General features: G+C 58.1%; 23 protein-coding genes. 8 read left to right on the plus strand and 15 right to left on the minus strand.

Going from position 1 to position 26,855, the window contains the following annotated elements:
* Positions 1-36: 36 nt before the first annotated feature.
* The 8 genes from M504_RS02445 to M504_RS02480 form a co-directional block, all read right to left on the minus strand.
* Positions 37-564, minus strand: coding sequence for a 3-hydroxyacyl-CoA dehydrogenase NAD-binding domain-containing protein (locus M504_RS02445; protein WP_047487557.1), 528 nt, complete (start codon positions 562-564; stop codon positions 37-39).
* Positions 565-570: 6 nt separating this feature from the next.
* The gene (locus M504_RS02450; protein WP_047487560.1) at positions 571-753 is read right to left on the minus strand and encodes a hypothetical protein; all 183 of its coding nucleotides are present in this window, start codon (positions 751-753) and stop codon (positions 571-573) included.
* Between the two features lie 45 nt (positions 754-798).
* The gene (malQ, locus tag M504_RS02455; protein WP_047487563.1) at positions 799-2,409 is read right to left on the minus strand and encodes a 4-alpha-glucanotransferase; all 1,611 of its coding nucleotides are present in this window, start codon (positions 2,407-2,409) and stop codon (positions 799-801) included.
* A gap of 157 nt (positions 2,410-2,566) precedes the next feature.
* Positions 2,567-4,561, minus strand: coding sequence for a peptidyl-prolyl cis-trans isomerase (locus M504_RS02460; RefSeq protein WP_047487566.1), 1,995 nt, complete (start codon positions 4,559-4,561; stop codon positions 2,567-2,569).
* A gap of 171 nt (positions 4,562-4,732) precedes the next feature.
* The gene (locus tag M504_RS02465; RefSeq protein WP_047487570.1) at positions 4,733-6,109 is read right to left on the minus strand and encodes a BON domain-containing protein; all 1,377 of its coding nucleotides are present in this window, start codon (positions 6,107-6,109) and stop codon (positions 4,733-4,735) included.
* Positions 6,110-6,308: 199 nt separating this feature from the next.
* The gene (locus M504_RS02470; protein WP_047487573.1) at positions 6,309-8,237 is read right to left on the minus strand and encodes a M61 family metallopeptidase; all 1,929 of its coding nucleotides are present in this window, start codon (positions 8,235-8,237) and stop codon (positions 6,309-6,311) included.
* 128 nt (positions 8,238-8,365) lie between these two features.
* Complete coding sequence (locus tag M504_RS02475; protein WP_047487576.1) at positions 8,366-9,220, minus strand: NAD(+)/NADH kinase; 855 nt, start codon at positions 9,218-9,220, stop codon at positions 8,366-8,368.
* Positions 9,221-9,307: 87 nt separating this feature from the next.
* Complete coding sequence (locus M504_RS02480) at positions 9,308-10,084, minus strand: TlyA family RNA methyltransferase (protein ID WP_047487579.1); 777 nt, start codon at positions 10,082-10,084, stop codon at positions 9,308-9,310.
* 83 nt (positions 10,085-10,167) lie between these two features.
* Between M504_RS02480 and M504_RS02485 the strand changes: the two genes are divergently transcribed.
* Together M504_RS02485 and M504_RS02490 are read left to right on the plus strand one after the other, a co-directional pair.
* Complete coding sequence (locus M504_RS02485) at positions 10,168-10,860, plus strand: sigma-70 family RNA polymerase sigma factor (protein ID WP_232296127.1); 693 nt, start codon at positions 10,168-10,170, stop codon at positions 10,858-10,860.
* Positions 10,857-11,795, plus strand: coding sequence for an anti-sigma factor domain-containing protein (locus M504_RS02490; RefSeq protein WP_047487582.1), 939 nt, complete (start codon positions 10,857-10,859; stop codon positions 11,793-11,795). The genes M504_RS02485 and M504_RS02490 overlap by 4 nt, the downstream gene beginning before the upstream one ends.
* Positions 11,796-11,865: 70 nt before the next feature.
* Here the strand turns inward: M504_RS02490 and M504_RS02495 are convergent, their stop codons facing one another.
* The 3 genes from M504_RS02495 to M504_RS02505 form a co-directional block, all read right to left on the minus strand.
* Positions 11,866-13,155, minus strand: a complete 1,290-nt coding sequence (locus M504_RS02495; protein WP_156993438.1) for a YncE family protein — start codon at positions 13,153-13,155, stop codon at positions 11,866-11,868.
* A 163-nt stretch (positions 13,156-13,318) separates the two neighbouring features.
* Positions 13,319-13,984 carry a YdcF family protein gene (locus tag M504_RS02500; RefSeq protein WP_047487585.1) on the minus strand — a complete coding sequence of 222 codons (666 nt, stop codon included), beginning with the start codon at positions 13,982-13,984 and terminating at the stop codon, positions 13,319-13,321.
* A gap of 14 nt (positions 13,985-13,998) precedes the next feature.
* Entirely contained in the window at positions 13,999-14,643 is a 645-nt protein-coding gene (locus M504_RS02505) for an L-threonylcarbamoyladenylate synthase (RefSeq protein WP_047487588.1), read from the minus strand.
* A gap of 343 nt (positions 14,644-14,986) precedes the next feature.
* Between M504_RS02505 and M504_RS02515 the strand changes: the two genes are divergently transcribed.
* Positions 14,987-15,751 carry an RNA methyltransferase gene (locus tag M504_RS02515; RefSeq protein WP_047487594.1) on the plus strand — a complete coding sequence of 255 codons (765 nt, stop codon included), beginning with the start codon at positions 14,987-14,989 and terminating at the stop codon, positions 15,749-15,751.
* The gene (locus M504_RS02520; RefSeq protein WP_052200255.1) at positions 15,751-17,106 is read left to right on the plus strand and encodes a replication-associated recombination protein A; all 1,356 of its coding nucleotides are present in this window, start codon (positions 15,751-15,753) and stop codon (positions 17,104-17,106) included. Before M504_RS02515 ends, M504_RS02520 begins: the two co-directional genes overlap by 1 nt.
* A 25-nt stretch (positions 17,107-17,131) precedes the next feature.
* Here the strand turns inward: M504_RS02520 and M504_RS02525 are convergent, their stop codons facing one another.
* The 3 genes from M504_RS02525 to thiC form a co-directional block, all read right to left on the minus strand.
* Positions 17,132-20,017: a bifunctional YncE family protein/alkaline phosphatase family protein gene (locus M504_RS02525; RefSeq protein ID WP_084214038.1), complete on the minus strand. Its 2,886-nt coding sequence runs from the start codon at positions 20,015-20,017 to the stop codon at positions 17,132-17,134.
* Positions 20,018-20,079: 62 nt separating this feature from the next.
* Positions 20,080-21,609, minus strand: coding sequence for a serine hydrolase (locus tag M504_RS02530; RefSeq protein ID WP_052200259.1), 1,530 nt, complete (start codon positions 21,607-21,609; stop codon positions 20,080-20,082).
* A gap of 675 nt (positions 21,610-22,284) precedes the next feature.
* Complete coding sequence (thiC, locus tag M504_RS02540; RefSeq protein ID WP_255347728.1) at positions 22,285-23,778, minus strand: phosphomethylpyrimidine synthase ThiC; 1,494 nt, start codon at positions 23,776-23,778, stop codon at positions 22,285-22,287.
* Between the two features lie 121 nt (positions 23,779-23,899).
* Here thiC and M504_RS02545 point away from each other — a divergent pair, with 121 nt between their 5' ends.
* On the plus strand, positions 23,900-24,385 hold the full coding sequence (locus M504_RS02545) for a cytochrome c maturation protein CcmE (protein WP_047487603.1): 486 nt from the start codon (positions 23,900-23,902) through the stop codon (positions 24,383-24,385).
* A gap of 2 nt (positions 24,386-24,387) precedes the next feature.
* Here the strand turns inward: M504_RS02545 and M504_RS02550 are convergent, their stop codons facing one another.
* Positions 24,388-24,918: a hypothetical protein gene (locus M504_RS02550; protein WP_156993441.1), complete on the minus strand. Its 531-nt coding sequence runs from the start codon at positions 24,916-24,918 to the stop codon at positions 24,388-24,390.
* Positions 24,919-24,984: 66 nt separating this feature from the next.
* On the opposite strand from M504_RS02550, the gene M504_RS02555 reads away from it, so the two are divergent.
* From M504_RS02555 to M504_RS02565, 3 genes are read left to right on the plus strand one after another with little or no spacing between them, the layout of a single operon-like run.
* Positions 24,985-25,674, plus strand: a complete 690-nt coding sequence (locus tag M504_RS02555) for an ABC transporter ATP-binding protein (RefSeq protein ID WP_047487607.1) — start codon at positions 24,985-24,987, stop codon at positions 25,672-25,674.
* Entirely contained in the window at positions 25,671-26,156 is a 486-nt protein-coding gene (gene ybaK, locus M504_RS02560) for a Cys-tRNA(Pro) deacylase (protein WP_047487610.1), read from the plus strand. Before M504_RS02555 ends, ybaK begins: the two co-directional genes overlap by 4 nt.
* Positions 26,153-26,833 (plus strand): heme exporter protein CcmB, encoded by a 681-nt coding sequence (locus M504_RS02565; RefSeq protein ID WP_047487613.1) that lies wholly within the window; start codon positions 26,153-26,155, stop codon positions 26,831-26,833. The genes ybaK and M504_RS02565 overlap by 4 nt, the downstream gene beginning before the upstream one ends.
* The last annotated feature ends 22 nt before the right edge of the window (positions 26,834-26,855 follow it).

A 26,855-nucleotide genomic window follows, 5' to 3' on the forward strand; every position in this document is an offset into this window, starting at 1 on the left:
ACGTTCAGGGCCTTGCTTTTTGCCTGGAAATAGAACTTATAAAGAAATGGGTAGTTCTTCGCGCAGCGCGACCGTCGTTCCGCAGGACCGCGCAAACGCCTCTACCAGCTGCAGCGTCTCGTCGGATGTCTTCGCACCGCGCGTGATCAACGCGGAAGCTTCATCAAACGCCAGTCCCACGCAGCGATCCGCACGATAGGTACAAGCCGCAAGGTCAGTCACGTTCAATGCACGCGTCTGAATACAAAGAATCGTCTTCGGCGGAGCCATGCGGTCCACCATACAGACGATTTCGAGCTTCGACTCCAACTCATCCGGCACAAAATCAATCGCCAGGTCAGCCTCGCGCACCGCATCTTCCACGGTGGTCACTGTCTCCAGCGTGCCCAGCATACCTTCGGTCGGAATCTCATCCAACGCTTCACGCAGTTTCGCCGGCATCACGTCTTCCAGCACCACGCGATGCCCCGCCTTCACCGCCGCAGCAGCAAGAGAACGGCCCGCCTTGCCTGCACCAATCAGTGCAAGCGTCAGCGGGCCGTGTATGTTTTGTCCCGTGTTCAACGCGTCTTATTTCGCTTCAATCGCAGCGACGACCGACGCATAGCTCGGTTCCGACTTCTTGATGTGTTCCTCAACGCGGCTGCGCTCCTCTTCGGTAAGAGAAGGCAACACGGCCAGAATACGGCGCAGCGTTACCGAAATATCGTCAACGTAGTTCATGGTGCGGATCGCTTCACCTGACAGCGGCATCGTGTAGGAAACTCCTTCCTAAGAAGTTTATTCGATTACGGCGCTCTATGCGCTGGCCAACGTCTCTGGCTGGGTTCCCTGTTGTTCACCGCTCTGGTCATGCAGAGCTTCCGGCGGTGGTGGCGCGTCGACATTCTCCAGCACTTCTTCCGGAATGTACGCGTCACGATCGCACTCTTCCGTAATGTGCCGAAGCTGCAGGCTGATGTCGGGATGCAATTGTTCCGGCAAATACCGCCACGTCCAGTTCGCCTCTGGGATTCCCGGCGTATTCATACGACCTTCTGACCCAAGGTGCAGCAGATCCTGAAGCGGCACAATGCAGATCGACGCCACCGACCGTTCCGCGCAACGAATCATCGCCCACACACAATCATTCGGATGTGCCAGCGGCCCCAGGTACGTCAGCAGATTCTTCCGATCCATCTCCGGGGCTTCCAGCCACCAGCCTAGCGTCGTGTTGTTGTCATGCGTGCCGGTATAGCAGACGGTGTTGCGGTCGTACTTATGCGGCAGATGCAGATGCGCTCCTCGTCCCGCAAACCCAAACTGCAACACACGCATACCAGGCATCGAAAAATCGCAGCGCAGCTTATCCACCTTGTCGGTGATCACGCCAAGGTCTTCCGCTATGAACGGCAACGACCCGCCCAGTGCACTCTTCAACCGATCAAACAGTGCGTGTCCCGGCGCTTCAATCCACTCGCCGTTCATCGCTGTTTCTTCTTCTGCGGGAATACGCCAGTACGCCTCAAATCCGCGGAAATGATCCAGCCGCAACAGATCGTACAACTCCATCTGCCGCTTCACACGATCAATCCACCACTGAAAGCCCTGCTGTTCCAGATGACGCCAGCGATACAGCGGATTACCCCACCGCTGCCCTGTCTCCGAAAAATAATCCGGCGGAACACCCGACACCGCAATCGGCTTGTAATGTTCATCCAGATCGAAGACATCTTTGTTCGCCCACACATCCGCTGAGTCGTACGACACAAAGATCGCCATATCGCCCATCACGCGAATATCGCGGCTGGTACAGAACGCGCGCAATGTCTCCCACTGCCGCATGAACAGGAACTGCACGGCGAACTCAATCTCCATCGCATCGCGGTTCTCTGTATCAAACTTTTCCAGCGCAGCTTCATCATGCGCCGCCAGTTCCGCGGGCCACTCATTCCAATGCCGGTAATCGAACGTCCGCCGCAAAATCGTAAAGCGCGCATAGTCGATAAGCCATCCCTTGCCGTTCTCACGAAAGGCTTGGAATGCCTCGCAATCGGCCGCGCTGCAGCGCTTTAAAAACCGCTTCGCCGCGCGTTCAATCAGTGGCAGCTTCTCTGCCTGTGCACGCGCAAAGTCCACCGCTCCCTGCGTCCCTGCAAGACCATCGGACTCACCGGCATACAGCCATCCATCGCGCTGTAAATGTTCCAGGCTGATCAGCAACGGGTTTCCTGCAAACGCAGAAACAGCGGAATAGGGCGAGTTGCCATATCCCACCGGGTTTAGCGGCAACACCTGCCAAAGTCTCTGCTTGCCCGCCGCAAGAAAATCAACGAACGCATAGGCAGCGGGGCCGAAATCACCAATGCCACCCTGAGAAGGCAGCGATGTCACGTGCAATAAAACGCCGGAAAGTCGCTCTGAAATCATGTCCGTGATGTGTGATGCGATTTTACGGTGCTACGACGCGAAGCGGACTGCGGCGTGACGTCATTTACCCGGCCCGCATCAGGATGGTCATTCCGTGTCCATCAAAAATAAAAAGGCCGGACTCGTTTGAGTCCGGCCTTTGTTTCATTACGAAGAACTACTGCCCAATCGGCAATCCAGCCGGCTGCGGTGTGGGCTTCTGATGAATCCTCACGGCACCCTTCTTCGTGTATTCATCAATCAGCGTCTGCATGTACACGCCAAACAGTTCCGCGCGCTGCTGTTCAACCAGTTTGTCGCGCTGTGCCGGGAATGCCTTCGCAATCTCCTCAGCCGAAGGCTCCTGCTTGTCCGTCACCTGCGCCACGACGCCGTTTTCGCCATTCGCAATGGGGCCACTCACGCCGCCCTTCGCAAGGTCGAAGATGGTAGAAGCAGCACCGCCCATCGATCCCACATCCGGCACATTGCCCGTGCGGTCGACCAGGTCCGACGACTTCACCGGCAGGCCCATTTCCTTCGCAGCAGCATGCAGATCGCCCAGCAGCTTTGCCTGATCGCTCAGCTTCTGCAGCTTCGCCTGCAACATCTGCGGAACCTGCTCGCTGCGATAGTCGTTCAGCAGCTTGTCCTTCCACTCTGCAAACGTGGGCGCATGCGCGGCCTGCACATCAGCAGTCTGGAACACAACATAAGTGCCTTCACCTGCGGGAGCGAAACGTGGCGAATCGCCCTTCTTACCCGTAAACGCGGCCTGCATCATCTGCGCGCTATCCGGCAGCGCCGGAATGGTGTCGCTGCTGGTCAGCCAGCCAGACGTCGTTGCCTTCAGGTTGTGCGCAGCAGCGGCCTTGTCCATGCCCTCTTTCGCAGCCTGATTCGCAATCTGTCCCGTCAGCGCTTGCAGAGCCTTCGCACCGTTCTGCTGTTCCAGAATCGGACGGATCTCGCCAGCAACTTCGCTCAACGGCTTGTCATGCGCTTCGTCACGAGCTGTCGCCTGAATGATGTGATAACCAAACGTCGTATGCACAAGGCCCGATGTCTCGCCAGCCTTCAGTGCCATTGCGGCATCCTGGAACGGCTTCACCATCTGGCCATTGGCCTTCACATAACCCAGTTCGCCACCCTGCGTCTTCGATCCCGGATCGTCCGAGTTCTCCTGCGCCAACTTCGCAAAGTCGCCACCAGCATGAATCTTGTCCAGGATGCCCTGAGCCTTGGCCTTCGCCGCCGCATCTGCCTTCGCATCGCCCTGCGGCGCTGAGATCAGGATGTGGCGCACCTTCACCTGCTGGTCAACGTGATAGTCGGCCTTGTGGGCGTTGTAATACGCCTGCACATCGGCATCGCTCACCTGCGGCTTGCCACCGGGCAGGTTCGCCAGCGTCACGGGGATGTACGTGATCTGACGCTTCTCTGCAACAGCCGTCGCATAGCGTGCCTTGTTCGTGTTGAACCACTTCTCCAGATCGCTATCGATCGGGTTCACCGTCTTCGCAATGTCCGCTGACGAAACCACCACGTAATCGAACTTCACCTTCGCGGCCTGCTTACGAACCAGTTCGCGCACAGCATTGTCGCTCACCACGGCGCCTGCCGTCACAAATTCCTGAAGCTTGCGTCCGGTCAGTTCCTGGCGGATCTTCTCTTCAAACTCGCCAACGCTGGCAAAGCCCAGGCGCGTCGTCACAAAATCGCGGTACTTGTCGTCGCCAATGAACTTGCCATCCGGGAAGAAAAACTGGCCAAGCTGGCCCGTCTGCAATTCCTTCTGCACATCAGCAGCACTCGCGCTCAGACCAAGGCGGTCCGCCTCACGATCTTCAATCGCCTGTGCAATCAGCAACTGCTGAGCCTGCGCCTCAAAGCGGGGCATCAGGAACGGCAGATACTGCGCGGGCAGGTTCTGCTGCTGCGCCAGGTTCTGCGCCACCTGCGATACTTCGGTGGACTTGATATCAGTCGCATCGCTAAAACGGCCGAAGAAACCCGGCTTACGCACCGTGGCATACACGCCCTGCTGCGTACCGTTCAGGCCATCCATCAAGCCTGGAACAAGATAGGCCACCATGGAAATCGTGGCGACGCCGATGATTATGGCGAAAATCGCCTTCATTACACGGTTATTCTTCTGCAGAGAACGAATCATTGGCTTTCGGCGGAGACCCTTCAAAGAGTGGATCGGGATGTGTTGCGCGGACTAACACAGACGCGCGCATGCGTTCGTCCTCCCGGACGCACGCTTACGAAAGTATAGCCGAGCGAAGACACAGAAAGGGCCGCGGCATCCCTCGCCGCGGCCCTTTCTCGTGAACCAGACTTAGTACCAGTACGGTCGCGGCCCATAATATCCGCGACGATAGTAGCCATACGGATATCCCGGATAGCCATAGACTCCGACGCCTACGGCTGGGTAGGGGCGTGCATAAGGCCCAGGTCCCTGCCGATACGCTCCTGCCGGTCCGGCATAGCCACCCAGCCGCTGCATCTCCGCCTCAGACACCGTCACCACCTGCACTGGCGCTACCAACCGGAACTGCAACATAGCCTCCGCGGGCACATTCGCATTGCCCCCGCCCGAAGCGGCCGACGTGCCCAGACCAGCCGCACCACCAACACCCGCGCCAATCGCAGCACCCGTGCCGCCACCAACGGCCGCACCAAACAGAGCACCCAGGCCAGCGCCAATAATCGTCGAGTTAACCGACTGCAGGCTCTTGTCATGTCCATTGATCACAAACGGCTGGCTTTGCAGCGGAATCCGCTGCCCGCCAAGGTTCAGCGCCGTCAGTTGCAGCGTCAATTCACCGCGGCCCTTCAGCACGCCAGCGCCCTTCGCATCCACAACCGTTCCTTCAACTGTTGCACCACGAGGAATCGCGATCTCGCCACCAGCCAGAATGTCGCTCGTCACAAATGCGTCAAACGTCGATCCTGGCTGCGCATTGCCACTGGAAATCCAGTGATTGATGCGCACCGGCAGCACCGTTCCATCGGGCACCGTCACCTGCACACCACCCGGCTGGCCCTGCTGTTGCGCATAGCCCTGCTGTTGCTGCGGCGGATATCCGCCCTGCTGCTGTTGCGCCATCTGACGCTGATAATCGCGATAGTACAAACGGCGTTGCGGCGCCTGCTGCGGAGCATTTTGCGGGTAGCCGTTCGGATCGCCATCCGGCATCTGCGAAGAAGCCTGCTGCCCGTCCTGCGGTTGCGCATAACCCTGCTGAGGAGGAGCCTGGTTTCCATTCTCCGGATCAGTTTGCGGATGTTGCGCCGCGATAATCGCGCCCTGCGCTGCAGGCAGCGACGAGCCATCCGCTGGCATCATGTTCGCGTCAGCAGGGTCAGCGGCCGCGGTCTCCGGAGCACCCACGGTCAACTGGCTCACCACCTTCGTCACGCCACCCACATGCGAAGCCACCTGCTCCGCAGCCGTGCGCGAAGCCTCATCGGTCACCGAACCAGTCAACGTCACAGTTCCAAACACGGTGGAGGAATTAATCGATTGGTTCGCCAGACGGTTATCTTCGGCAAACGCCTTTAAAACATTCGCTTCCACCTGCGCATCGCTCAATTTCGCGTTCTGCGTACCGGTTGAAGCGGGTTGAGCCTGGGCAAATCCCGCGACAGGCGCGGAAAGGACCGCCGCGAAAGCGAGCGATCCCAAAGTACGTGCGGCGATGTTCCAACGCATAATCCAAACTCCGCTGGGCTTGCGGCCCCTCGATCGAAACGGCCTGCCCATATCTCGTTAGAACGCACTTTGCAGCAGGAAGTTGCGGTTATCTTTGGTTGCCGGACGAACACAGGTCAACAAGCGCAAACTTCCGCCTGCGACACGAAAGAAAGCCCGCCCGCGAATCTCGCGAACGGGCTTCCATTTCATCTTGCGTTTACTTCGCTGCAGCCTGTGGCGTAGTCAACGGCTTCAGGATGTCACCCAGATAATCGGGCGTTCCCTCCTGCCGTACGAGCACCGCATAGCGTTCACCGTCGTGATAGTTCACATCCACCGGCAGAATCGCGTCTTCCTGCTGCACCAGCAGGTGAATCGGCGCAGGGTCAGCCTTCGCCTTCACGATCGCAGCCTTCAGAGCATCAGCGGAGAAAGCCTGTCCGTTCACGCTGACAATCTTTTCTCCAGGTCCCAGCTTCGCGCGGTCCGAAGGCCCATCCCACAGTACGTCGCCAATCAAGCCCTCACCGGAAATGCGCATTCCCAGCGAGTACCAGACATTCAGTCCACCGCGACGGCTGCCTGCCAACATCCGCTCGCCCTTGCTCGGATGATCCTGGTACACCAGCTTGTAGCCGCCGCGCTCAATGCCGTCCAGATCCACCTGCGGATCTACTCCATTGATGCGGTCGCGCAGGAACTTGTCCCAGTCGTACTTCACCACCTGGTTCAGATCAGCAACAATCTCCGGGAACTCATACCCAACAATCAACGGACCAGTATTGCCGCCCTTGCCCAGGAAAATCTTTGCAAAGTCCGTCAGCGACTTCTTGTTGTCCGTCAGCTTGCGGATCAACGTATCCGCATCCAGCCAGACCAGTTCGCCTTCCTGGTAATAATCCTGCCCACGACGCCAGTTCATCCACTGCGGATTGCCACCACGAATCAGGCTTCCTGCAATCCCCGTGTCTTCCGTCGAACGCCAGTTGCGGCCGCGCTTGTAATCCAACTGCGCCGCAGAAAGCGCCAGCAGATCGCGATATCCCTCGGCGTTCTTCAGGCCCGCACGCGCCGCCAGAACATTGCCCCAGTACTGCGTCATGCCTTCGTACACCCACATCAGGTCGCCCTGCTGTGGAGTCGCAAAATCCGGTTGGTAAAGGCGTGCCGGACGACGATACTTGCCGTTCCACGAGTGCGTGAACTCATGCGCCAGCAAGTCAGCTTCAGCCAACTGGTGCACATCGTCCGCAAATCCCTTTTCGCCCGTACCGTTGTCAGAAGACTGGCCATGCTCCAGCCCCTCGCCGCCCGCGCGGTCTGAGAGCGTCAGCAGGAAGTGGTACTCGTTGTAATGATGCGAGCCATAGTTCGCATCAGCCTCGCGCACCAGGTTTCCAATTTCAGCCAGCGTCTCCGGACGCATCTTCGCGTCCTCCGGCTCATCCGCCACGACATCAAGAAAGTGCTTCGGCGAAATCTCTGGAGCCAGCGCGAACTCGTGGAAGTACTTGCCCGTGATCACCGGCGAATCTTCCAACTGCTCCACCGTCGTCACGTCATACTTCGTCGTCACAGCGTCAGCAGGAGGCGTATGCGCGCCTTCCAGAACGCCCGTCGTCTTGGGCGTCGGAACCGTACCTACCGGCTTCAGCGCCGTGCCCGTACCCCATCCCGCAGGCACCGTCACAGAAGGCTGAATCGCAATCTCCTTCACCGGCACATGCGCGGGATACAGCATCAGGTGTTCCCACTCCAGCACGCTCATCTTCGAAGTCACACGTCCCGGGATAATGCAGTCCAGATGCGCATGGATGCTCGTTACGCCCTTCGGCACCGGCACGTGAAACTCGGCCAGTTCCACATCATCACGACGCCACTTCAGCGTCTCGCCATTGCCCGTAAACACCACGCCGGTAATCGCGCCAATCGGCCCACCCGGAGCATGCGTGCCCGGAATCCACTTCGGCGTGATCAGGTCCGCAGTCGAGTCCGGCTTCACCGGGATATCAATCTCCGCGTGATACAGGTGGCGAACGCCCTCAGTCAGATCAGCCGTGATCTGAATCGGCGTCTTCTGCGCATGAACGGACATGCCGCACACAAGCACTGCGGCGGCAACAAGACTGCGGGACTGTTTCAACATGAAAGGCAAAACTCGAAAGGAAATGCGCGAAGGAAAAACTCAGAAATCGCGTCTCCATTGATGCTACATCCTGTAATGACAGGATTAGCCACGCCAACGCCTGTCATTCTGTCCAGCCGAAAAACGACCTACCGCTCGCCCCACTTCAGCTTCGACCGCAGCACGTTAAACAAACCATGCTCGCCCAACCGGATCAGCCGTACCGAGTACTGCGAGCGGCGGCAATGCACCTCATCCGACAGCTTCAATTCAACGGCTTCCTGCCCATCCACCGTCAGAAATGTCTGGTCCGCAATCCCCACCACAGAAATGCAAATCTCCGTATCCGCAGGCGTCACAATCGGACGCAGCGTCAGCAGATGCGGGCAGATCGGCGTCACCACCATGGCATCCACACTGCCCATCACAATCGGCCCATTCGCCGCCAGGCTGTACGCGGTCGAGCCTGTCGGAGTGGCCACGATCATGCCATCCGCGCGAAACCGTGCCACACTCTGCCCGCCAATCTGAATCGAGTAATCGCCCATACGCGCAATCGCGCCCTTGCTGATCACCACATCGTTCAGCGCGTCCCACGCCTGGTACACCTTGCCATCGCGCCACAGCTCCGCATGCATCATGCTGCGCTGATCCACGGAGCAGGATCCCTCCTGCCAAGCGTCGAATGTCTTATAAATTTCCGACAGCGGCACTTCCGTTAGGAAACCTAACGAACCAAGATTCGCACTCAGGATCGGCGTATCCGTCTTGGCAAAGGCGCGCGCAGCCGACAACAACGTACCATCGCCACCCAGAACAATCACCAGCGACGGACAACAACCCGCCATGCTCTCACGAAGCATGCCGTGTTCTTTTACATACGCCGCGCTTGTCTCATCCAGATGCGCTTCAAAGCCGCGTTCCTTCAGAAAATAAATAAGCTCCGGCAACAAGGTGACGAGTTCCGGCTTCTGCGGCTTCGAAATAATGGCAACGTGCTGCATGCCTGTTTAGTGTACTTGGCCCCAACCAGCAGCGCGTTTACAAATCAAGTTCATCATCGTTTGAAAGGCAGGCTACAGCCCAATACCTCAAGCAAATCGTGCGTACAACAAAAATTCCCGATTCCCTTCCATCCCGGTGATCGGTGAATCAATCACCTCCATCGTCTCGCCGCCCGCCACACGAATCGCCTCTTTCACGCGCTCCGTTGCAATGCGATAGGCCTCTGGATCGCGCACGATACCGCCCTTGCCCACCCATTCACGGCCAGCCTCAAACTGCGGTTTCACCAGCACCACACACTCACCCGCCCACTTCGATTCCGGCTTCGTCAAAGCAGCCACCACAGCCGCAATCACCAGCGACGCAGAGATAAACGAAACATCCATGGAAAAGAAACTCGGCGCAACATCGGCCGACAACGCGCCAGCTTCCGAAAGCAACGCACCCGGCTCCAGCAGCCGCGCATTCGTGCGCTCCAGCAGCTTCACGCGCGCGTCCATACGCAACGACATCGCAAGCTGCCCATAACCCGTATCCACCGCCAGCACACCCACAGCACCAGCCTGCAACATGCAATCCGTAAAGCCGCCGGTAGAAGCACCGATATCGACACACAGCCGTCCCGCAAGATCAATCTTCCAGTGATCCAGCGCGCCACGCAGCTTCAACCCACCGCGACTGACGTACGGCATGTCCTCACCCAGGATGCGAATCGCCGCGTCTTCAGCCATCGCAAAGCCTGCCTTGGTCTGCTTCTGTTCGTCCACTAGCACACGGCCAGCCAGGATAAGACTCGCGGCACGTTCTCGCGAAGGAACCAGCCCTCGCTCAACCAATGCCTTATCCAACCGAACCTTTGCCATCTTTCAGCCTCCATTTCCATCCTCGCAGAGATTGCGCAAAGCCCACACCTGCGGGTTACACTCAACGGGAGGTCAGGTCGCCTTTGCGGATTCGCATCCAGTTCTGGACACGCACACCGCCTGAGGATGCGCTGACTTCTTCCACGCCCATGGCATCATCATCAGAATTTTCTTTCGGCAACATCACACCGCGCCCCAATCCCGCGGAACCTTTCGCGCGTTCCTTTTCCCGCGAGAGCGAGATCCTGCCCTCCAGCGACGACGGCTTCCTTCTCCGCGGCGTCCAGCGCGGAGACGAAGCAGCCATAGCGCAACTCTTTGACCGCTATGCGAAGCTCGTCTACTCCGTGGCACTCCGCGTCCTGCGTGATCCTTCCTCCGCGGAAGACGTTCTTCATGAAGTCTTCCTGAATCTCTGGAACCAGTCAGAGTCGTACAACGATGCAACTGCATCACTGGGCGGATCGCTCGCCGTAGCTGCACGCAACCGCTCGCTGGACACGCTCCGTCGCAAGAAAACAGACGCAAAGGTGCAGGAGTTCCAATTGCCCTCCGCAGTCCGTCTCTCCGAAGAATCGGATCGCAACGGGACACTCGGACGTACTCGCGCCGCGCTACTGAATCTGCCTGCCGAACAGCGCAAAACGCTCGACATGGCTTACTTCGACGGCCTCACGCACACGGAAATCGCCGAGTTAACCGGCGACCCTGCTTCCACCGTGAAGACTCGTATCCGTACAGGGCTGCTGCAGCTCAGAAAGGCCATGCAGGGATGACCCGGCAACAACCCGTCACCGCCGAAGACCTTTACCTGTACGCCATGCAGCTGCTGTTGCCTGAAGAGCAAACGCGTCTTCAGGAATTCCTCCAGCATTCTCCTGAAGCTCGCAAAGAGCTGGCGAATGTCCACGGCGATCTCATCCTCCTGTCGATGACGCCGGAACAGCACACACCGCCAGCACTCTGCCGCCAGCGTCTCCTCAAGCAGATTGCGCGTGGCAAGAAATCACAATCTGCAATCCATTCCGTCGCCGATCGCGCCACAGCGCAGCACGCCATCGCGACAGATCCGATCCTGACGCCGGAACCCGCTCCCGACCGCCTCAGCGCCATTCGCGACGATAGCTACACGCCGTCGCCGGAAGCTTCGCTGCCCTTCCGCTCCTTTCAGGAAGAAGAGCCCCAGCGAAACATCTTCACGCGGCTTCTTCCGTGGGCAGGATGGGCCTTGGCCGCGGGTCTCGCCGCCAGCACCTTCACCCTGTGGCATAAAGCCGAAACTCTGCAGGAGACAGCCACAACGGCGAACGCGAAGGCAGCGCGCATCGCGACAGAGTCTGACAATTCACTGCGAGTGCTCGACGTCCTGCGCAATAGCGCGGCCCAGCGGTTCCAGCTCACAAAGCAAAGCTCGCAGCCCATCGCGAATGCGCGGGTCACCTACGTGTCGGAGACGGGTTCGCTCATCTTTCAGGGCGCAAACCTTGACCAGTTGCCCGCAGGTAAAGTCTACGAACTCTGGCTCATCCCCGTAGGCGAAGGCCGCACGCCCATTCCTGCAGGAACCTTCCGCCCCGACGAACGCGGTTACGCCAGCATCGTCCTGCCCGACATCCCCAAGGGAGTTGTCGCGGGCACCTTCGGCGTCACCATGGAAGAAGAAGGCGGAGCGAAGAACCCCACCCTGCCCATCCTCATGATCGGCGCGTAGGCCCAAAGCGCAAATCAGCACAAAGTAAAAGGGGGACCCCGAAGGGTCCCCCTTTTAGTACATCAAGGAGTTACTGCGAAACGCGAACTCCAATACCCTTGCCCTGCAACTGAATGGTCGACGTCACAACGTCCGTATCGGTACGGATCATCGTCAGCGTCTGCGTATCCGCAGCAGTTACCAGAATCTTGCCGGTAGGATTGCCCGCAACAGCCTGAATCCAGTTCAGCGAACCGCCCACGGTGATCGTCTTGGTGGCCACCATCGTGTTCATGTCCACCACCGTAACCGTGCCATCGGCATTCGCCACGTAAGCCTTGCTCAGGTCCGACAGAATCGCCACCTGCACCGGATTCACGCCCACCGGAACGGTCGACAGCACCGTGCCAAAGTTCGCAGCATCTGCCGGATTGTTTGCATCGCAGGCCGCATTGCCCGGCAGCGCAACCTGGTTGCAGAGCGCCACGTTGATAATGCTCAGCGATCCAGCAGACGTTCCGTTGCCCTTGTTCAGCACAGCAATCTCATTAATCGCAGGAGCCACATCTGCCCAGATCGGGTTCGATCCAACCGTGATGGTCTTATCCAGATTGTTGCCCACCGTGTTGATCACGGTCACCGTACCGCTGCCCTGATTCAGGACGAAAGCGCGGCGCGCATCCGGCGTCATCACACCGTAAATAGGGTTGATACCCACAGGAATGCTTGCGGAGATCGCATTGTTCGCTGTTCCGGTACCCGCTTCGATAGCCGTCGCCGTACCAAGACCGGTACCCGGAGTTGCACCCTGGCTCAGCGTGTACACACGCGTCGCGCTCGCATTAGCGATGGTGTACACAGGATTCGCCGGTACTGGCAGTTCCTGACGGATCGTCGGAGGTGTTCCTGCCGACAGCACAGCCACCTTGTTCACCGTCGGCTCGATGATGAAAACCGGACCAGCAGTGCCGTTCGTCGTAATCTGCGTCGGATTTACACCCTGCGCCAGCGACGAATGCTTCACCGTCGTCGTCATCAGGCCTTCAGCAGCACTAAACGAGTCGATGACCGAATTGCCGCTATGCAGAACATAAGCCTGGCCTCCCGAATCCACCGTAAAGTACAGAGGACTCGGAGCAACAGCGGCCGTGGCGGCCACCGTCTCGCCAAAAACATTAACGACCGTCGCAAGACCATCGTTGCCGTTGCCCGGATCGGCAACTGCCGTGGCGTATACCAGCGGCTGAGTCGAAGGACCAACCGGATTGATCGCGCTGACAACTGGCCGATAGTTATTGCCGCAACCGGCAATGGCCAACACCGCAATTGCGCTCAAACCAGCCGCGCTTACGCGAAATACCTGACGTGGAAGTGAAACCAAACGCTGCTCCTGCTTCGGGAGCACTGCGGCCCCGCCATCTTCAGATTGTAACGGATATAAGGGCGCAACCCCGGCACCTTTCCAGATGCCCGTGATGCATTCCTCAACCAAGAGACGAAGTCGTCCTCAAATCGTCATCCAACGGTCAGGAGAACGGCAGCTTCTAAGCCTCTTCCTTCCCTTCCATCCATCGTTTCGCCCATCCGGCCTCCACATGCAGCCGAAGGAAGGTGTAGCTCAACATTTCGTGTGTAATCCGTGTGAAATGTCCCCATGCTGACAAGTTTCCGTAGGCCGCACGTGGAGACGTCAACACATTTAGCCCCTCGCGCTCACATAATGCCCGTATCCGGAACAGATGCGTGCCATCGCTCACCACAATCACACGCTTCCATTGGTTGTCGCGTGCAATGCGCGCCAGTTGGTCCACCTGCTCGCCTGTGTCCAGCGACCGCGTCTCCGCAATGATGTGGTCATACGGCACGCCATTGGCCAGCAGGTAGTTACGCCCCACATCGCCTTCGCTCAGTCCGTTTTTCTTATCGGACGAACCGCCCAGCGTCACAATGTAAGGCGCCATGCCATGTTCGTAGAGCGAAACCACGTGGTCCAGCCGTGCGTGATACACCGGCGATGGACGCCCCACATATTGCGCCGCCCCAAATACCGCAATCGCATCCGAAGGCGCTGCCTGGTCTTCCTGCGCCACGCGGTCAATGCGCACATACAAACTGGCAAACCACGCCGCGGCGATCAGCACGACCACCACAAGCAGCGTTCGGAATGGGTGTCCGCCGCCGCGCTGCCGTCTTTCGGATCGTCGTGCCATGTGCCTTTCGTTACTTAGTGCTGGAGTGCCAGCGCAATCTCATGCGTTGGGATCGCGCCTTCACGCAGAATCATCCACGAATTTCCGCCACCGCTCAGATCCACAATCGTCGTGGGCACCGTTCGCGCGGTCGGGCCGCCATCCACAATCAGCGGAATCTTATCGCCCAACTGCTCGCGCACACACCGCGCGTGGCTACACTCGGGATGCCCCGCCAGGTTCGCAGAAGTCGCGGTGATCGGCATTCCCAAATGTTCCACCACCGCACGCGCAATCGGAGCTTCCGGCACGCGAATCGCCACATTGCCGGTGTACGCCGTCACCCTCAGTGGCAATTTCGAACCCGCCTTCACGATGATCGTCAGAGGCCCCGGCCAGAATCGTTCCGCCAGCTTGTCAAAGGCGCTATCCAATCCCCGGGCCAGCTCGTATCCCTGTGCGGTACTTCCCACCAGCAGCGACAACGGCTTATGCTTCGCGCGGCTCTTCAACTCGTAAATCTGCTCCACTGCACGCAGATTCACCGGGTCTACGGCCAGACCGTAGAACGTGTCCGTCGGCAGCGCCACCACCTGGCCACGCTCCACACACTGCGACACATACCCCACCAGCTCTGCCTCTGGTTCATCCGGATGAATCCGCAACACTTCTGCCGACATGCACACTCCCGAAGTCCCGCGAAGAACCTCCCTCGCAGCATCGCCCAAACCACACCGGAACGCAAGCAGCCGCAACAACTTAATCCGCATCAAGGCTCAAACCACCGAAAGGCGTCATCTCGAAAGTTCAAACAGTCAAACGCCGTCATTCTGAGCAAAGCGAAGAATCCCGACGCACTTCACCGCTCCGATACGCCCACCCCTTCCAACCACAAACCAAATCAGCTTCGCTTTGCGAAGCTCAAACGAACGAAGTTCGTCATCCTGAGCGAAGTCGAAGGACCTGCATTCCTCACCCTCACCACAATGCCAAACCGCAAGCCCCGCTACACTTACCAGAGCAATGCCCGAACGAATCACAAGCCGCACCAACGCCCGCGTCAAAGCCCTTCGCACCGCGCTGACCACGCGCAAGTCCGACCACATCGGCATCGAAGGCTTCCATCTCGTCCGCGAGGCCATCGCCAGCGGCCTGCAACTCGACACGCTCTACCTCCGCGAAGACCTCGCGCACCTCCTGCGCGACCTCCCAGAAGACGCCGCCCGCGAAGTTCTGCTCCTCAGCCCCGACGCCTTCCAGGCCGCCACCGAAACCGAGAACGCGCAGGGCGCAGCCGCTCTCCTCGAACGACCCGAACTCCCCTACGCCCCGCGCACCGGCGACCTCATCCTCATCGCCGATGGCCTGCAGGACCCGGGCAATCTCGGCACCCTCATCCGTTCCGCCGAAGCCTTCGGGGCCTCCGCCGTGGCGCTCACGCCCGGCACCGTCGATCCCTGGAACGGCAAATGCCTCCGCGCCGCCGCTGGAGCCGCCTTCCGAGTCCCGCTCCCCCGCTGCGACAACGCACTGATCCAGGCACTAAAAGCCGTAGACAGCCAACTCCTAGCAGCCGTGGCCAAAGACGGCGAAGCCGCCCACGCCACCGACCTCCGCGGCACCATCGCACTAGTCATCGGCAACGAAGGCGCAGGCGTCTCCAGGCGGATGTTGTCGATCTGCGACAAGCAGATCACCTTAGCAACCACCGGCCCCACAGAAAGCCTCAACGCCGCAGTCGCAGGCTCCCTTCTGCTCTACGAAGCATCCCAACAGAGGAACTTCTAATGGGCGGTCTCTTCGGCAATCTCGATCCCGTAGGCGCGCCGCTGAACCGCCGCGACATTCCACTCCCCGAGCGCATGCGCCCCACCACGCTCGACGAGTTCGCCGGCCAGAAACACCTCATCGGCCCCGGCAAACCCCTGCGCCTCGCCATCGACCGCGGCGAGCCCGGCTCCATGATCTTCTGGGGCCCTCCCGGCACCGGCAAAACCACGCTGGCAAAAATCATCGCGCGCGCCACCTCCGCCACCTTCATTGAGTTCTCCGCCGTCACCGCCGGCATTAAAGAAATCAAGCAGGTCATGGCCGACGCGGAACGCGCCGCCGCCTCCGGCTCCCGCACCATCCTCTTCGTCGACGAAATCCATCGCTTCAACAAAGCCCAGCAGGACGCCTTCCTGCCCTTCGTCGAACGCGGCGCCATCCGCCTCATAGGGGCCACCACAGAAAACCCATCCTTCGAAGTCAACGCCGCATTGCTCTCCCGTTGCCGCGTCTACGTACTGCAATCCATCCCCGACGCAGAGATCGTAGCGCTCCTCCAGCGCGCACTCACCGACGAAGATCGCGGCCTCGGCAGCCTTCAACTCACCGCAGCCGAAGGCGCACTCGAAGCCATCGCATCGTTCTCTAACGGCGACGCCCGCTACGCTCTCAACGCCCTCGAAACTGCAGCATCGCTCCTCATCGGTCGCGGCGAAACCACGCTCACGCGCGAAGCCGTCGGCGACGCACTCCAGCAACGCACGCTCCTCTACGACAAGAACGGCGAGCAGCACTACGACCTCATCAGCGCGCTCCACAAAAGCGTGCGCAACTCTGACGTCGACGCCTCGCTCTACTGGCTACGCCGCATGTTGGCCGCAGGCGAAGACCCCATGTACGTTGCCAGAAGAGTCGTCCGCATGGCCGTAGAAGACATCGGATTGGCCGCACCAGAAGCGCTCAATCTCACCTTGTCCGCGCAACAAGCCATGCATCTACTCGGCTCCCCCGAAGGCGAACTCGCACTCGCACAGGCTGTCGTCTATCTCGCACTCGCACCCAAATCCAACGCCGTCTACGTAGCCTTCAACGAGACCGCAGCAGACGTGAACGCCACCGGCGCACAACCAGTACCGTTGCATCTGCGCAACGCCCCAACGCGCCTGCTGAAGAACCTCAACTACGGCAAGGACTACCAGTACGCGCACGATCTCCCCGGCAAAGTCGCCGACATGCAGTGCCTGCCCGAAGGCCTCGAAGATCGCCGCTACTACCGCCCCACCGACCAGGGTCGCGAACGCCAGCTATCCCAACGCATGGAAGAAATCGCCCGTGCCAAAGCCGAAGCCGCAAATCAAAACAGGCGTAAGTAACAAGTGCTGACTTAGTAAGTCAGACTTAGTCGTCGTCCCCATCTCCGTTGTACTTCTTCGCAACCTTCACCAAAGGCCCCGGCAGCATCACCTTATCTTCACCAGGATAAGGGCGCGCCCATCCCGTCACCACATACCACGTGGAATGATTCAGGAAGTTCGGTTCAACCGCATCGGCCTTGTCGTACTTACCCTTCATCACCGTCGCCGTAGCCTTGAACCAGGCCTTCTCCATCGGGTTCGACGAAACAGCCTGAGCACCCTTCAACCCAGGCCCATGATCCAGCGGCAGCACCGCAGGCACAACGTCATACGGAGTCAGATCAGGCGTGTTCTGGAACGCGTCAAACATCGGCGAAGCCACCAGATCAAACTGCGTCAGCGGCTGCGTGCCAAGAATGTTTTCAATCGTCCGGTTGATGTTCTCAGCGGTATACGTCGTGTGAATCGCCTTGCCTTCACCGGGAGTCTGCGACGCAACGGTGTAGGGGCTGATGATAAACACCGGTTGACGATGTCCATCCACATGGTCGGCCCCACCCTGCGAATCATCTTCCTCAACAAAGATGGCCGAATCGCCCCACACCTTGCTGTGACTGATCGCCTCAACCATGCGGCCAAGCGCCAGATCGTTGTCTGCCTGATAACTCATCGGATCAGGCATTCCCTTTGAAGCACCCGCCGTGTGGTCATTCGGCAGCCAAAGAATAGTTAAGTTAGGTACCTTTCCTGCGGAATCCATCGCCTGAAAATCTTTGATCCAGTAATCCACGCGATATTGATCGGGAATATTCAAATTGAACGGCGGATAGTGCGGATCCATAATCTTCGCCGCAGAAGGAATCACCGAACTCACATGAATGGCATCATCCGGAACAACGCAACTGGAAGCCGGAGCCTTGCCTTCCTTGCATAGCGAAGTGTTATAGAAATCCGTCCACGTATAAGCCGATCCATCAGCCTTATGCGCAATCGTAGCGCCGCTGCTCCATTCGCCATACAGCTTCGCGGTAAGTCCCTTTGCCTCAAGTCCCGTCCACAGAAATCCCATCGGCGTATAGGTCAGCGGATCCTCTGCACCACCACCCGGGTACGAACGAATCCAATCCGGCGACAGAATGTCGTTGGAATAAAACGAACCCGACATACCAATCCACGGATGACCATCAGCCGATTGACGACTCGGCGCATACACGTTGTCCAACAGCGGGAACCGCTTCACCATCGCATGCTGATTCGGCACAGCAGAAGCAAACATCGCCAACTCAGGCGATCCATTCCCCCACTTCACATCACCCAGCATCTGGTCGTACGTGCGGTTCTCTTTAATGATCAAAAACACATGCTTGATCAGCGAAGGCTCACCAATATGCTTTGGCACCGCGACCGCCACAGCCCGCGGATCAATGAACTCTTTCCCAACTTCAATGTTCGTCGTCAGGTTCCAGTGATTGTTATCAAACACCTGCTTGCTGAACTTCGCCAGTTCAACAGAATTCGGCTCCGCAATCAGGTTCGCAACCCCCATATCGCCGTGCGTGTTGTAGCCAACTACGTTTTCTTTGATCGTCGTATTACCGCGTGATCCCAGCCCCTTATCATCGGCCACCAGAATCTGTTTCCGCGCCTTGTCATACGTGATGGAAGTTGGGAAGTAAGCCGTAGGAATATAACCAACCACGGGATTCGCTTCGCGCCCCTGCAGGTTCACAACGGCAACAGCATTCGCCTGCCCCAGCGTTACATAAGCCTTGCCATCATCCGTAACGGCAACGCCATTGGGACCAGCGCCAAACGCACCATTTCCAATCGGAACGCTAAGGCTAATCGTGCGCATCACCTTATCGGTCTGAAGATCAACGATCGAAAGACTATCGCTATAAGCATTCGCAACATAGAGCTTCGAACCGGAAATCGCCATCCCTACCGGATGCAAACCAACCGGGATGGTCTTCACTTCCTTACCCGCTGTCAGGTCAACAACAGACACCGTGCCAGTGATCGTGAAAGCATCCTTCCGGTCAACAACGATCGCCGTACCATCCGAATCGTTAGTGAAATCCTCGCCAGTAGCGGGCCGTCCCCCTTCATTGGTCACATACGCATAGTTCCCGCTCACCACAACACTGTTCGGCACATTGCCAACAGGAATCTGGCTAATCAATTTCGCGGGAGACGATGTAAGGTCAATCACTCCGAGCGTGTTCGCAACATTCAACGCAACATAGGCACGCTTACCATCCGCTGAGAATGCAATGCCTCCCGGATTGATTGACTTCGCATTGTGATACGTGCGCCCATCCGCGGGCGGCTCAGGCAGTTTCACTCGCTGCTCACTGCTCAGAAGACCCGTCTTCTTATCCACCTTCGTAATCACAACGTGGTTGTTGTCTTGGCTGAAAAGCAGCTTCGAGCCATCGGCGGAATACGTAATGCCCGTAAACGATCCCGCGGTGGTGTCCTTCGCAGTGGCTCCCGCGTCTTCAGGAGTAAACCGCTGCAGCACCTTTCCCGCCACCGTATCGAATACGATGATCGGCTGCGGCGATCCCATCAGCAACACAGCCGCACTATGAACCATGCGATTGGGATTGAGCGCAATCGCCTTCACGCGCACAGGCGTGCCCATCTCAACAATCTTGCCCGCAGGCGTCAGCACTTGGTTGTCGGAAACAACAATCGAGCCATCCCGCTGCGGTCCCACCGTGCGATTCGGGCTGCCTACCTCAGAGTTTGCGCCCGCTGCAGCCTTCCCCGTCCCCATGATTTCTTCTTTTGGGGCAGCCGTATCAAAATCCCTGCCTTTGGCGGGAGCAGGTTTTGCCTGCCCCCAGGCCAAACCAGAACCAATCAGCAGACAGGCTGAAAACAAACGAACCGTAGAACCTTTAGAGGAAGACATCAGACGCATCGTTACTCCTTTCCCCTATGTACGAAGCAAGCGTGAACAGATCATGAATGGCAATTGTTACTCTATAGTTTCTTGGCGTCACGCTGATTCGTTCCTGAAATCACGATGCAACGATCCACTCGACCTTCGCTGGCCCTTTCAAAGCGAAAGCTGGCAGCACTTGTCTGCAAGGTGAAGTACTGGTCGCGCGTTTCGGGCAGTAACTCACATGGCTCCGAAAATCCAAAATGATAGGTCGACCCCACACTGTAGGAGCCAGAGATGTAGGGTTTCCCGTCTCGGATTGTGACCGTTAGTTTGTCCTGCCCATCCTTATCCGCCTGATCATACGTTCCCTCCAGACCTTCCAGCGAAGCGGGATCAAGTTTGATCAACGTATGCTCGACAGGTTGAAGATCCGGCCACGCATACTCATGGGCAATGGAACGAAGAAGCTCTGTAATAAGCTTTTCGCCCTGTTGTCCATTGGTCATAATCACGACTCCTTGTCCTTGGTCGCGATACGCTTCCAGCACGGAGACGAAGCCTGTGTTCACCCCAAAATGATCAAAACGAGGCGTTGCACCAGGCTTCTCAACTTCGAAACCTAAACCCCAATTGTCCTTCTGGCGACTCAGCATATCCTTCGCCAAAGCTTGCGTCAGAATCCTGTCGGATGTTCCGGCATATTCCTTTTGCACTTCAATTGCTGCGCGCGCAAGGTCGGAGGGCGTCGACCATAAGCCTCCAGCAGCCATCTCGGGGATGACGTGGAAACCACCGGGGAGAGGCGAACCATGTGATCCGTATCCCAGTGCTGCGCTACTGACCAGATTGGACGGCAGTGGCTGTTCATACGTGCTCTGAATCATGCCAATGGGGCCAAGCACCTGACTGCGCATCACTGCTGGAAAGCTCTTCCCCGACTTCTCCATCATCAGCAACTGGACGATCATCATGCCGCCGCCTGAATAGCTATATACCAAACCAGGCACGGTCTCGACGCGCACCGGCGGTGAGGCTGCTGGTTTCAAGCCATCCAGTATCTGAATCACCGTGGGTAGCGGCTGCCCCACTTCGTAGCCGCTAAATCCATGAACACCCACGCCTGCACTATGGCTAAGGAGTCTGCGAAGCGTCACCTTCTGGTTTGTCGTGAACTCATTCTCGGGAATGTGCCATGAGCGAAGTTCGTTGTTTACATTCTCATCAAGCTTGAGCTTGCCACTTCGTACCAGGCTAAGCGCGCCGAGCGCGGCAATCGGTTTGCTGATGGAGCCCGCCTGAAAGAGTGTCTCCGGAGTCACCAGACGGCCTGTTTGTACGTCTGCAACACCGTAGGCCTTTGTCCATTGGATCTTTCCATGATCGAAGTAGGCGATGCTCACACCCGGCACATGGTAGTAGCGCATCCTGTCGGTCACGTGCATTCCGGCCACGGGCTGGCCTTTGATGATCACCGAAGGCAGTAACCCATTCTCGATATGAGAGATCTGAGTCTGTGTGTCAGCACTGGGTGCGGGCTGTTGTGCTTGCGCCCGATACAGCAGCGACATTGCTACGGATGCGATGACGAGCAAGCAGGTACGTTGATACCACTCAATTCTGCGCATAGAGCCTCGCGAGGACTAGATCTTCTAGTGCGTTCGAAGAGCGTTGCAAAGAGCCCGGGGATCTGCCAAGGGCCACGATCATCACTTCGGTTGATGTTGAATCGGCTTTGCCCATCGGCTTCTCCACTAGAACTTCTATGGGAATGAAGTTACTCCACTCGATGTTCTATGGGACGACGATTGCAGAAAATAATTGCAACCGATAATCGGGACTGTCCGAGAGTGAACACGGATGGAAAGCTCAAGAGCCATATCCGGGGCCGTAATTTCAAGATGCACTGGATGAACGAGCGCGGAAGCGTTCATGCAGCCGGCCAAAACCTCACCATCCGCGGCCGTTCGGTTCCTGGTACTTACGACACCACCCGCACCGCGATGAATGACAGCCAACGCCCGCCGAAGGCGTCGAGAATCGCACGAAGTGCCCTGTCAAGCCCCTGAACCACTCAACTCCAACAAATAAAAAGAAATAGAGTTGGCAGGTCATTTCTACCAAACAACTAAAATAGAACTAGACAGCAAAAGGGCCGCGCTGAGCGCGGCCCTAACTCGTTTAGAAAGACGATTTTGCCTCTAACTCCAATGGGCAGACGATTTTACAAACACCAAAACCATAAACCCGATAGAAAGACGATTTTAGAAAAACAGGGGGGAGGGGGGTACCCCTCTCCCTGACTATCCGCGCAACGAAACGAGTTGCTCCGTCATGATCTGGGTCAGTTCCGGCTTCTTCAGTCCATGAACTTCCTCGTTGTACTTGTCGACCTTCGAAGACCAGTTCATCGAGCAGAACTTCGGTCCGCACATGCTGCAGAAAGCCGCTTCCTTGTAATAGTCATCCGGCAGCGTCTCATCGTGCATACCGCGAGCGGTTTCAGGATCCAACGACAGGTCAAACTGCGCATCCCAGTCGAACGTGTAACGAGCATGGCTGATCGCATCATCACGATCACGCGCACCCGGACGATGACGCGCAATATCCGCAGCATGAGCCGCAATCTTGTACGCGATGATGCCGTCCTTCACGTCCTTCTCGTTCGGCAGTCCGAGATGTTCCTTCGGCGTTACGTAGCAGAGCATCGCCGCGCCGTGCCAGCCAATCATCGCCGCGCCAATCGCACTGGTGATGTGGTCATAACCCGGAGCAATATCGGTAACCAGCGGTCCAAGCACGTAGAACGGAGCGCCATCGCAAAGCTCCACTTCCTTGTCCACCTGCTCCTTGATCTTGTCCATCGGCACGTGGCCCGGACCTTCGATCATCACCTGCACATCGTGCTTCCACGCACTGCGCGTCAACTCGCCCAATGTCGCCAACTCGGCAAACTGTGCCTCATCGCTGGCATCGGCAACGCATCCGGGACGCAGGCCGTCACCAAACGAGTAGCTGACGTCGTACTTCGCCATCAGCTTGTGGATGCGTTCGATGTTCTCGTACAGGAAGTTCTGCTTGTGATTGCTCGTCATCCACTGCGCCATAATGGCGCCGCCGCGTGACACGATGCCTGTGATGCGCTTCGACACCATCGGCACATACTGGATCAGCACGCCAGCATGGATCGTGAAGTAGTCCACGCCTTGCTGCGCCTGCTCTTCCAGCACGTCCATGTAGATGTCGATGTTGAGATCCTCAACACGCTTCACACGCGAAAGCGCCTCATACAACGGCACCGTTCCGATGGGCACGGGCGAATGCCGCAGAATGGCCTCGCGGATCATCGGGATATCGCCGCCGGTCGACAGGTCCATCACCGTATCCGCGCCATAGTGCACAGCAGTATGCAGCTTGCGCAGCTCCTCATCCACGTTGCTCGTGATGGCGCTGTTGCCGATGTTGGCGTTGATCTTGCATAGTGAACCCACGCCAATGCACATCGGCTCCAGCTCAACATGATTGATGTTCGCCGGGATAATCATCGTTCCCTTGGCGATCTCCTGGCGGATGAACTCGGCCTCCAGCTTCTCCTTGTGTGCAACGTAAGCCATCTCTTCCGTGATCAGGCCCTTACGCGCGAAGTGCATCTGGCTCATGTTCCAGTCGCCGGTCTTGGCGGCTTCAGCCTTGCGGTTCACAATCCATTGCTCGCGCGGCTTTGGAACGGTGTAGTCGTTCCCGTTATGCTTGTGCCCGTTCGTCGATGTGCTCATGGATTCGTGTCTCCTGCCCAGATGCCATTTCTCGGCATAGCTGTAAGGCGAAGTATATCGTCAATGTAGGCCAAACATCGCCTCCGCCAGTCCGGTAACCGTAGCATCGCCACTGGTGCAGGAGTAGAATCGGAGGTAGCTTATGTCCCAGTCCGGTCGTTCCTCCGTCAAGGTCATCGTCGCCACCGTCGTCATCGTCGGTGCTGTCCTGTTCCTCGCCATTGCGGGCGCACGTGACAGCAAGGCCACCAGCTACTACTGCACCATCGGCGAACTCCAGACCATGGGCCAGAAGGCCTACAAGCGCAACCTGCGCGTGGCAGGCAACGTGAAGCCCGGCTCCATCCAACGCGTGGGCACGCACGCTCAGTTCGTCCTGCTGGAACAGGGTAAGGAACTCACCGTGAACTACCAGGGCACTGAACCGCCACCAGACACCTTCAAGGACGACGCCCAGGCATTAGCCATGGGCCACCTCGGCCGCGATGGCGTCTTCCAGGCCACCGAACTCCAGGCCAAGTGCGCCAGCAAGTACGCCCCCGCTCCCAACGGAGCGAAGCCCGGCACCCAACCCGCCGGAACTCCCAGCGCCGCTCCTACAGCTACGCTTGTTGCACCTTTGAAATAGCTTTAGGCAGTCGGCGGCAGCACGTACGCTGGTGGTGTTGGAAGAGCTCCATACAGTTCTTCGGCATCCGGAACGACGTAGTCGTGCAGGAAGTACTGAAAGTACGTGCCGCTGAACAGGAATGTCATCACACCGCCAAACGCCAGGCCAACCGTCGCTTCCTCCAGCGCGCTCCTCAACTTGAAGGCTGCGGCAGTGTAACTGCCTACGACAGCGATCATCCCAAAAGCTACCAACGAGTAATAGAGCACGCGTGTATCGCCAATACCTTGACCGCGAGACATGAGGCCAATCGTGGCTCCTACCATCACCGCGATCAGGAATACTCCGGGAATAACAGCGACATTCACGATCGCCCAGATCAACGCGTCTTTGCGACCCGTTACCTTGCGCACCCAGTTGGCCAGCACAATCATCCAGATCGAATTAAAGTAGCTGCGGGTAAGGATGGATAGGGCTAACACCCAACCCCAATGCAGACGTGGAGGCGGAAGAACGATCCGAGGATCGTGGGAAGATTTCAATTCTTGCATGGCCAACACTCTAACGATGCTTTCAACCCAAGCTCAAGCAGATTCCGCACTTTATACTGAAAGCCGATGCAGTCCATTCCCAATTTGGCAGCAGAGGTCACAAACCTCTCCCGGCTTTACGGCAGCTTCGCTGCACTCAAGCGTGTCTCCTGCACCTTTGAATCGGGTGGATTCCACGTCCTGCTCGGTCCCAACGGCGCAGGCAAATCCACGCTCCTCCGCACGCTCGCCGGACTCATCACGCCGACATCAGGAACCGTAACGACACTTGGCGGCACACCCTTCAACGAGCGTCATCGCATGGCTTACATGAGCCACGCACCCATGCTCTACGAAGAGCTAACCGCGATGGAAAACCTCCGCTACTTCCTGCGCCTTCAGAATCCCGGCGCAACGTGCGACTGCGTTGGTTCACCAGAGATGGCATTGCGTGCAGTCGGCATCGATCCCTTCCTCACGCGCCCCGTATCGCAGTTCTCGCAGGGCATGCGCCAGCGCGTCTCGATGGCACGTGCACTCGTTAGCGATCCTGAACTTCTGCTACTCGACGAGCCATTCAGCAACATGGATGTCAGCGGCGCAAAGGAACTCGTCACGCTACTACTCGACTTCCGCACCTGGCCGCTCGTTGGCGGACGCAAGCGCACCGTCATCGTCACAACGCATCAGTTCGAGCTCGTCCATCACGCAGCCGATTCCGTCATCCACATGCGCCATGGCAGCATCGTCACACCAAATGCCGAGGCGGCTGCATGAAGACGAACGCCGCACGTCTGCTAGACAAACTGAACATCAAGTACGAAACCCGCGAGTACGAAGTCAGCCCTAACGACCTCACCGCAGGCACAGTCGCACGCAAGATCGACATGCCCGTCGAGCAGGTCTTCAAAACACTCCTCTGTCGCCTCCACGACGGTGAATATGTCTTCGGCGTCGTTCCCGGCAACAGCGAACTCGACCTGAAGAAACTCGCCTTGGCAGCAGAAGCAAAGAGAGCCGAACTGACCTCATTGAAAGACGTAGAGCCACTCACTGGCTACATCCGCGGCGGCGTGACCGTCATGGGCGCGAAGAAGGCGTACCGCGCATTCGCTGACGAATCCATCGAGCTCTTCGACACAATCAGCGTCTCCGCTGGCACGCGCGGTCTGCAGCTCCTTCTTGCACCCGCCGACTACATTCGCGCAGCAGAAGCTCAAGTCGCCGACATCACGAAAGATGGAGTGACCGTCGAGTGATCTATCTCCGCACCGTCTGGCTCCACCTCAAGAAAGATCTTCGGCTCGAATGGCGAAGCCGCGAAGCCGTCGCTGGCATGCTCTTCTTCACATTGCTGATCGCGGTAGCCTTTGCAATGGCATTCGACCCCACCGGCTATCCCGCCATGGCAAGACAAATGAGCGGCGGCCTTCTCTGGGTGGGCTTACTCTTCGCCGCAACGACCTCGCTCAACATCTCATGGGAACGCGAACGCCGCAATCAAGTCATGGACGCGCACCGCATGAGCGCCGCACCGCCATCCGCACTCTTCCTCGGCAAGGCGCTGGCAAACTTCCTCTTCGTGGCCTTCATTGAAGCCGTACTCGCGCCGGTCTTCATCGTCTTTTACAACCTGCATCCGCTGGGCGAGATCAAGTGGCTCTTGCTGATCCTGCCACTGGGAACGTGGGCCATCGTAGCCAACGGCACGTTCTTCGCCGCGCTGGGTCTGCGCAGCCGCAACCGCGCTCTGATGTTGCCAGCAATTCTCTTCCCCATCTCCATCCCGGCGCTGCTCGGTGTCACGCAGGCCACCACCGCCGTCATCACCGGCGATTTTGAACCCGGCATGTGGGTGCGCCTGATCTTCGGGTTTGACGTCATCTTCACCACCGCATGCATCCTTCTCTTCGGAACCGTGCTCCACGCCGAATAACGCCCCGCAAATCCACGAAGAC

The organism is Terriglobus sp. TAA 43 (assembly GCF_000800015.1).
In the GTDB taxonomy this organism is placed as follows: Bacteria; Acidobacteriota; Terriglobia; order Terriglobales; family Acidobacteriaceae; genus Terriglobus.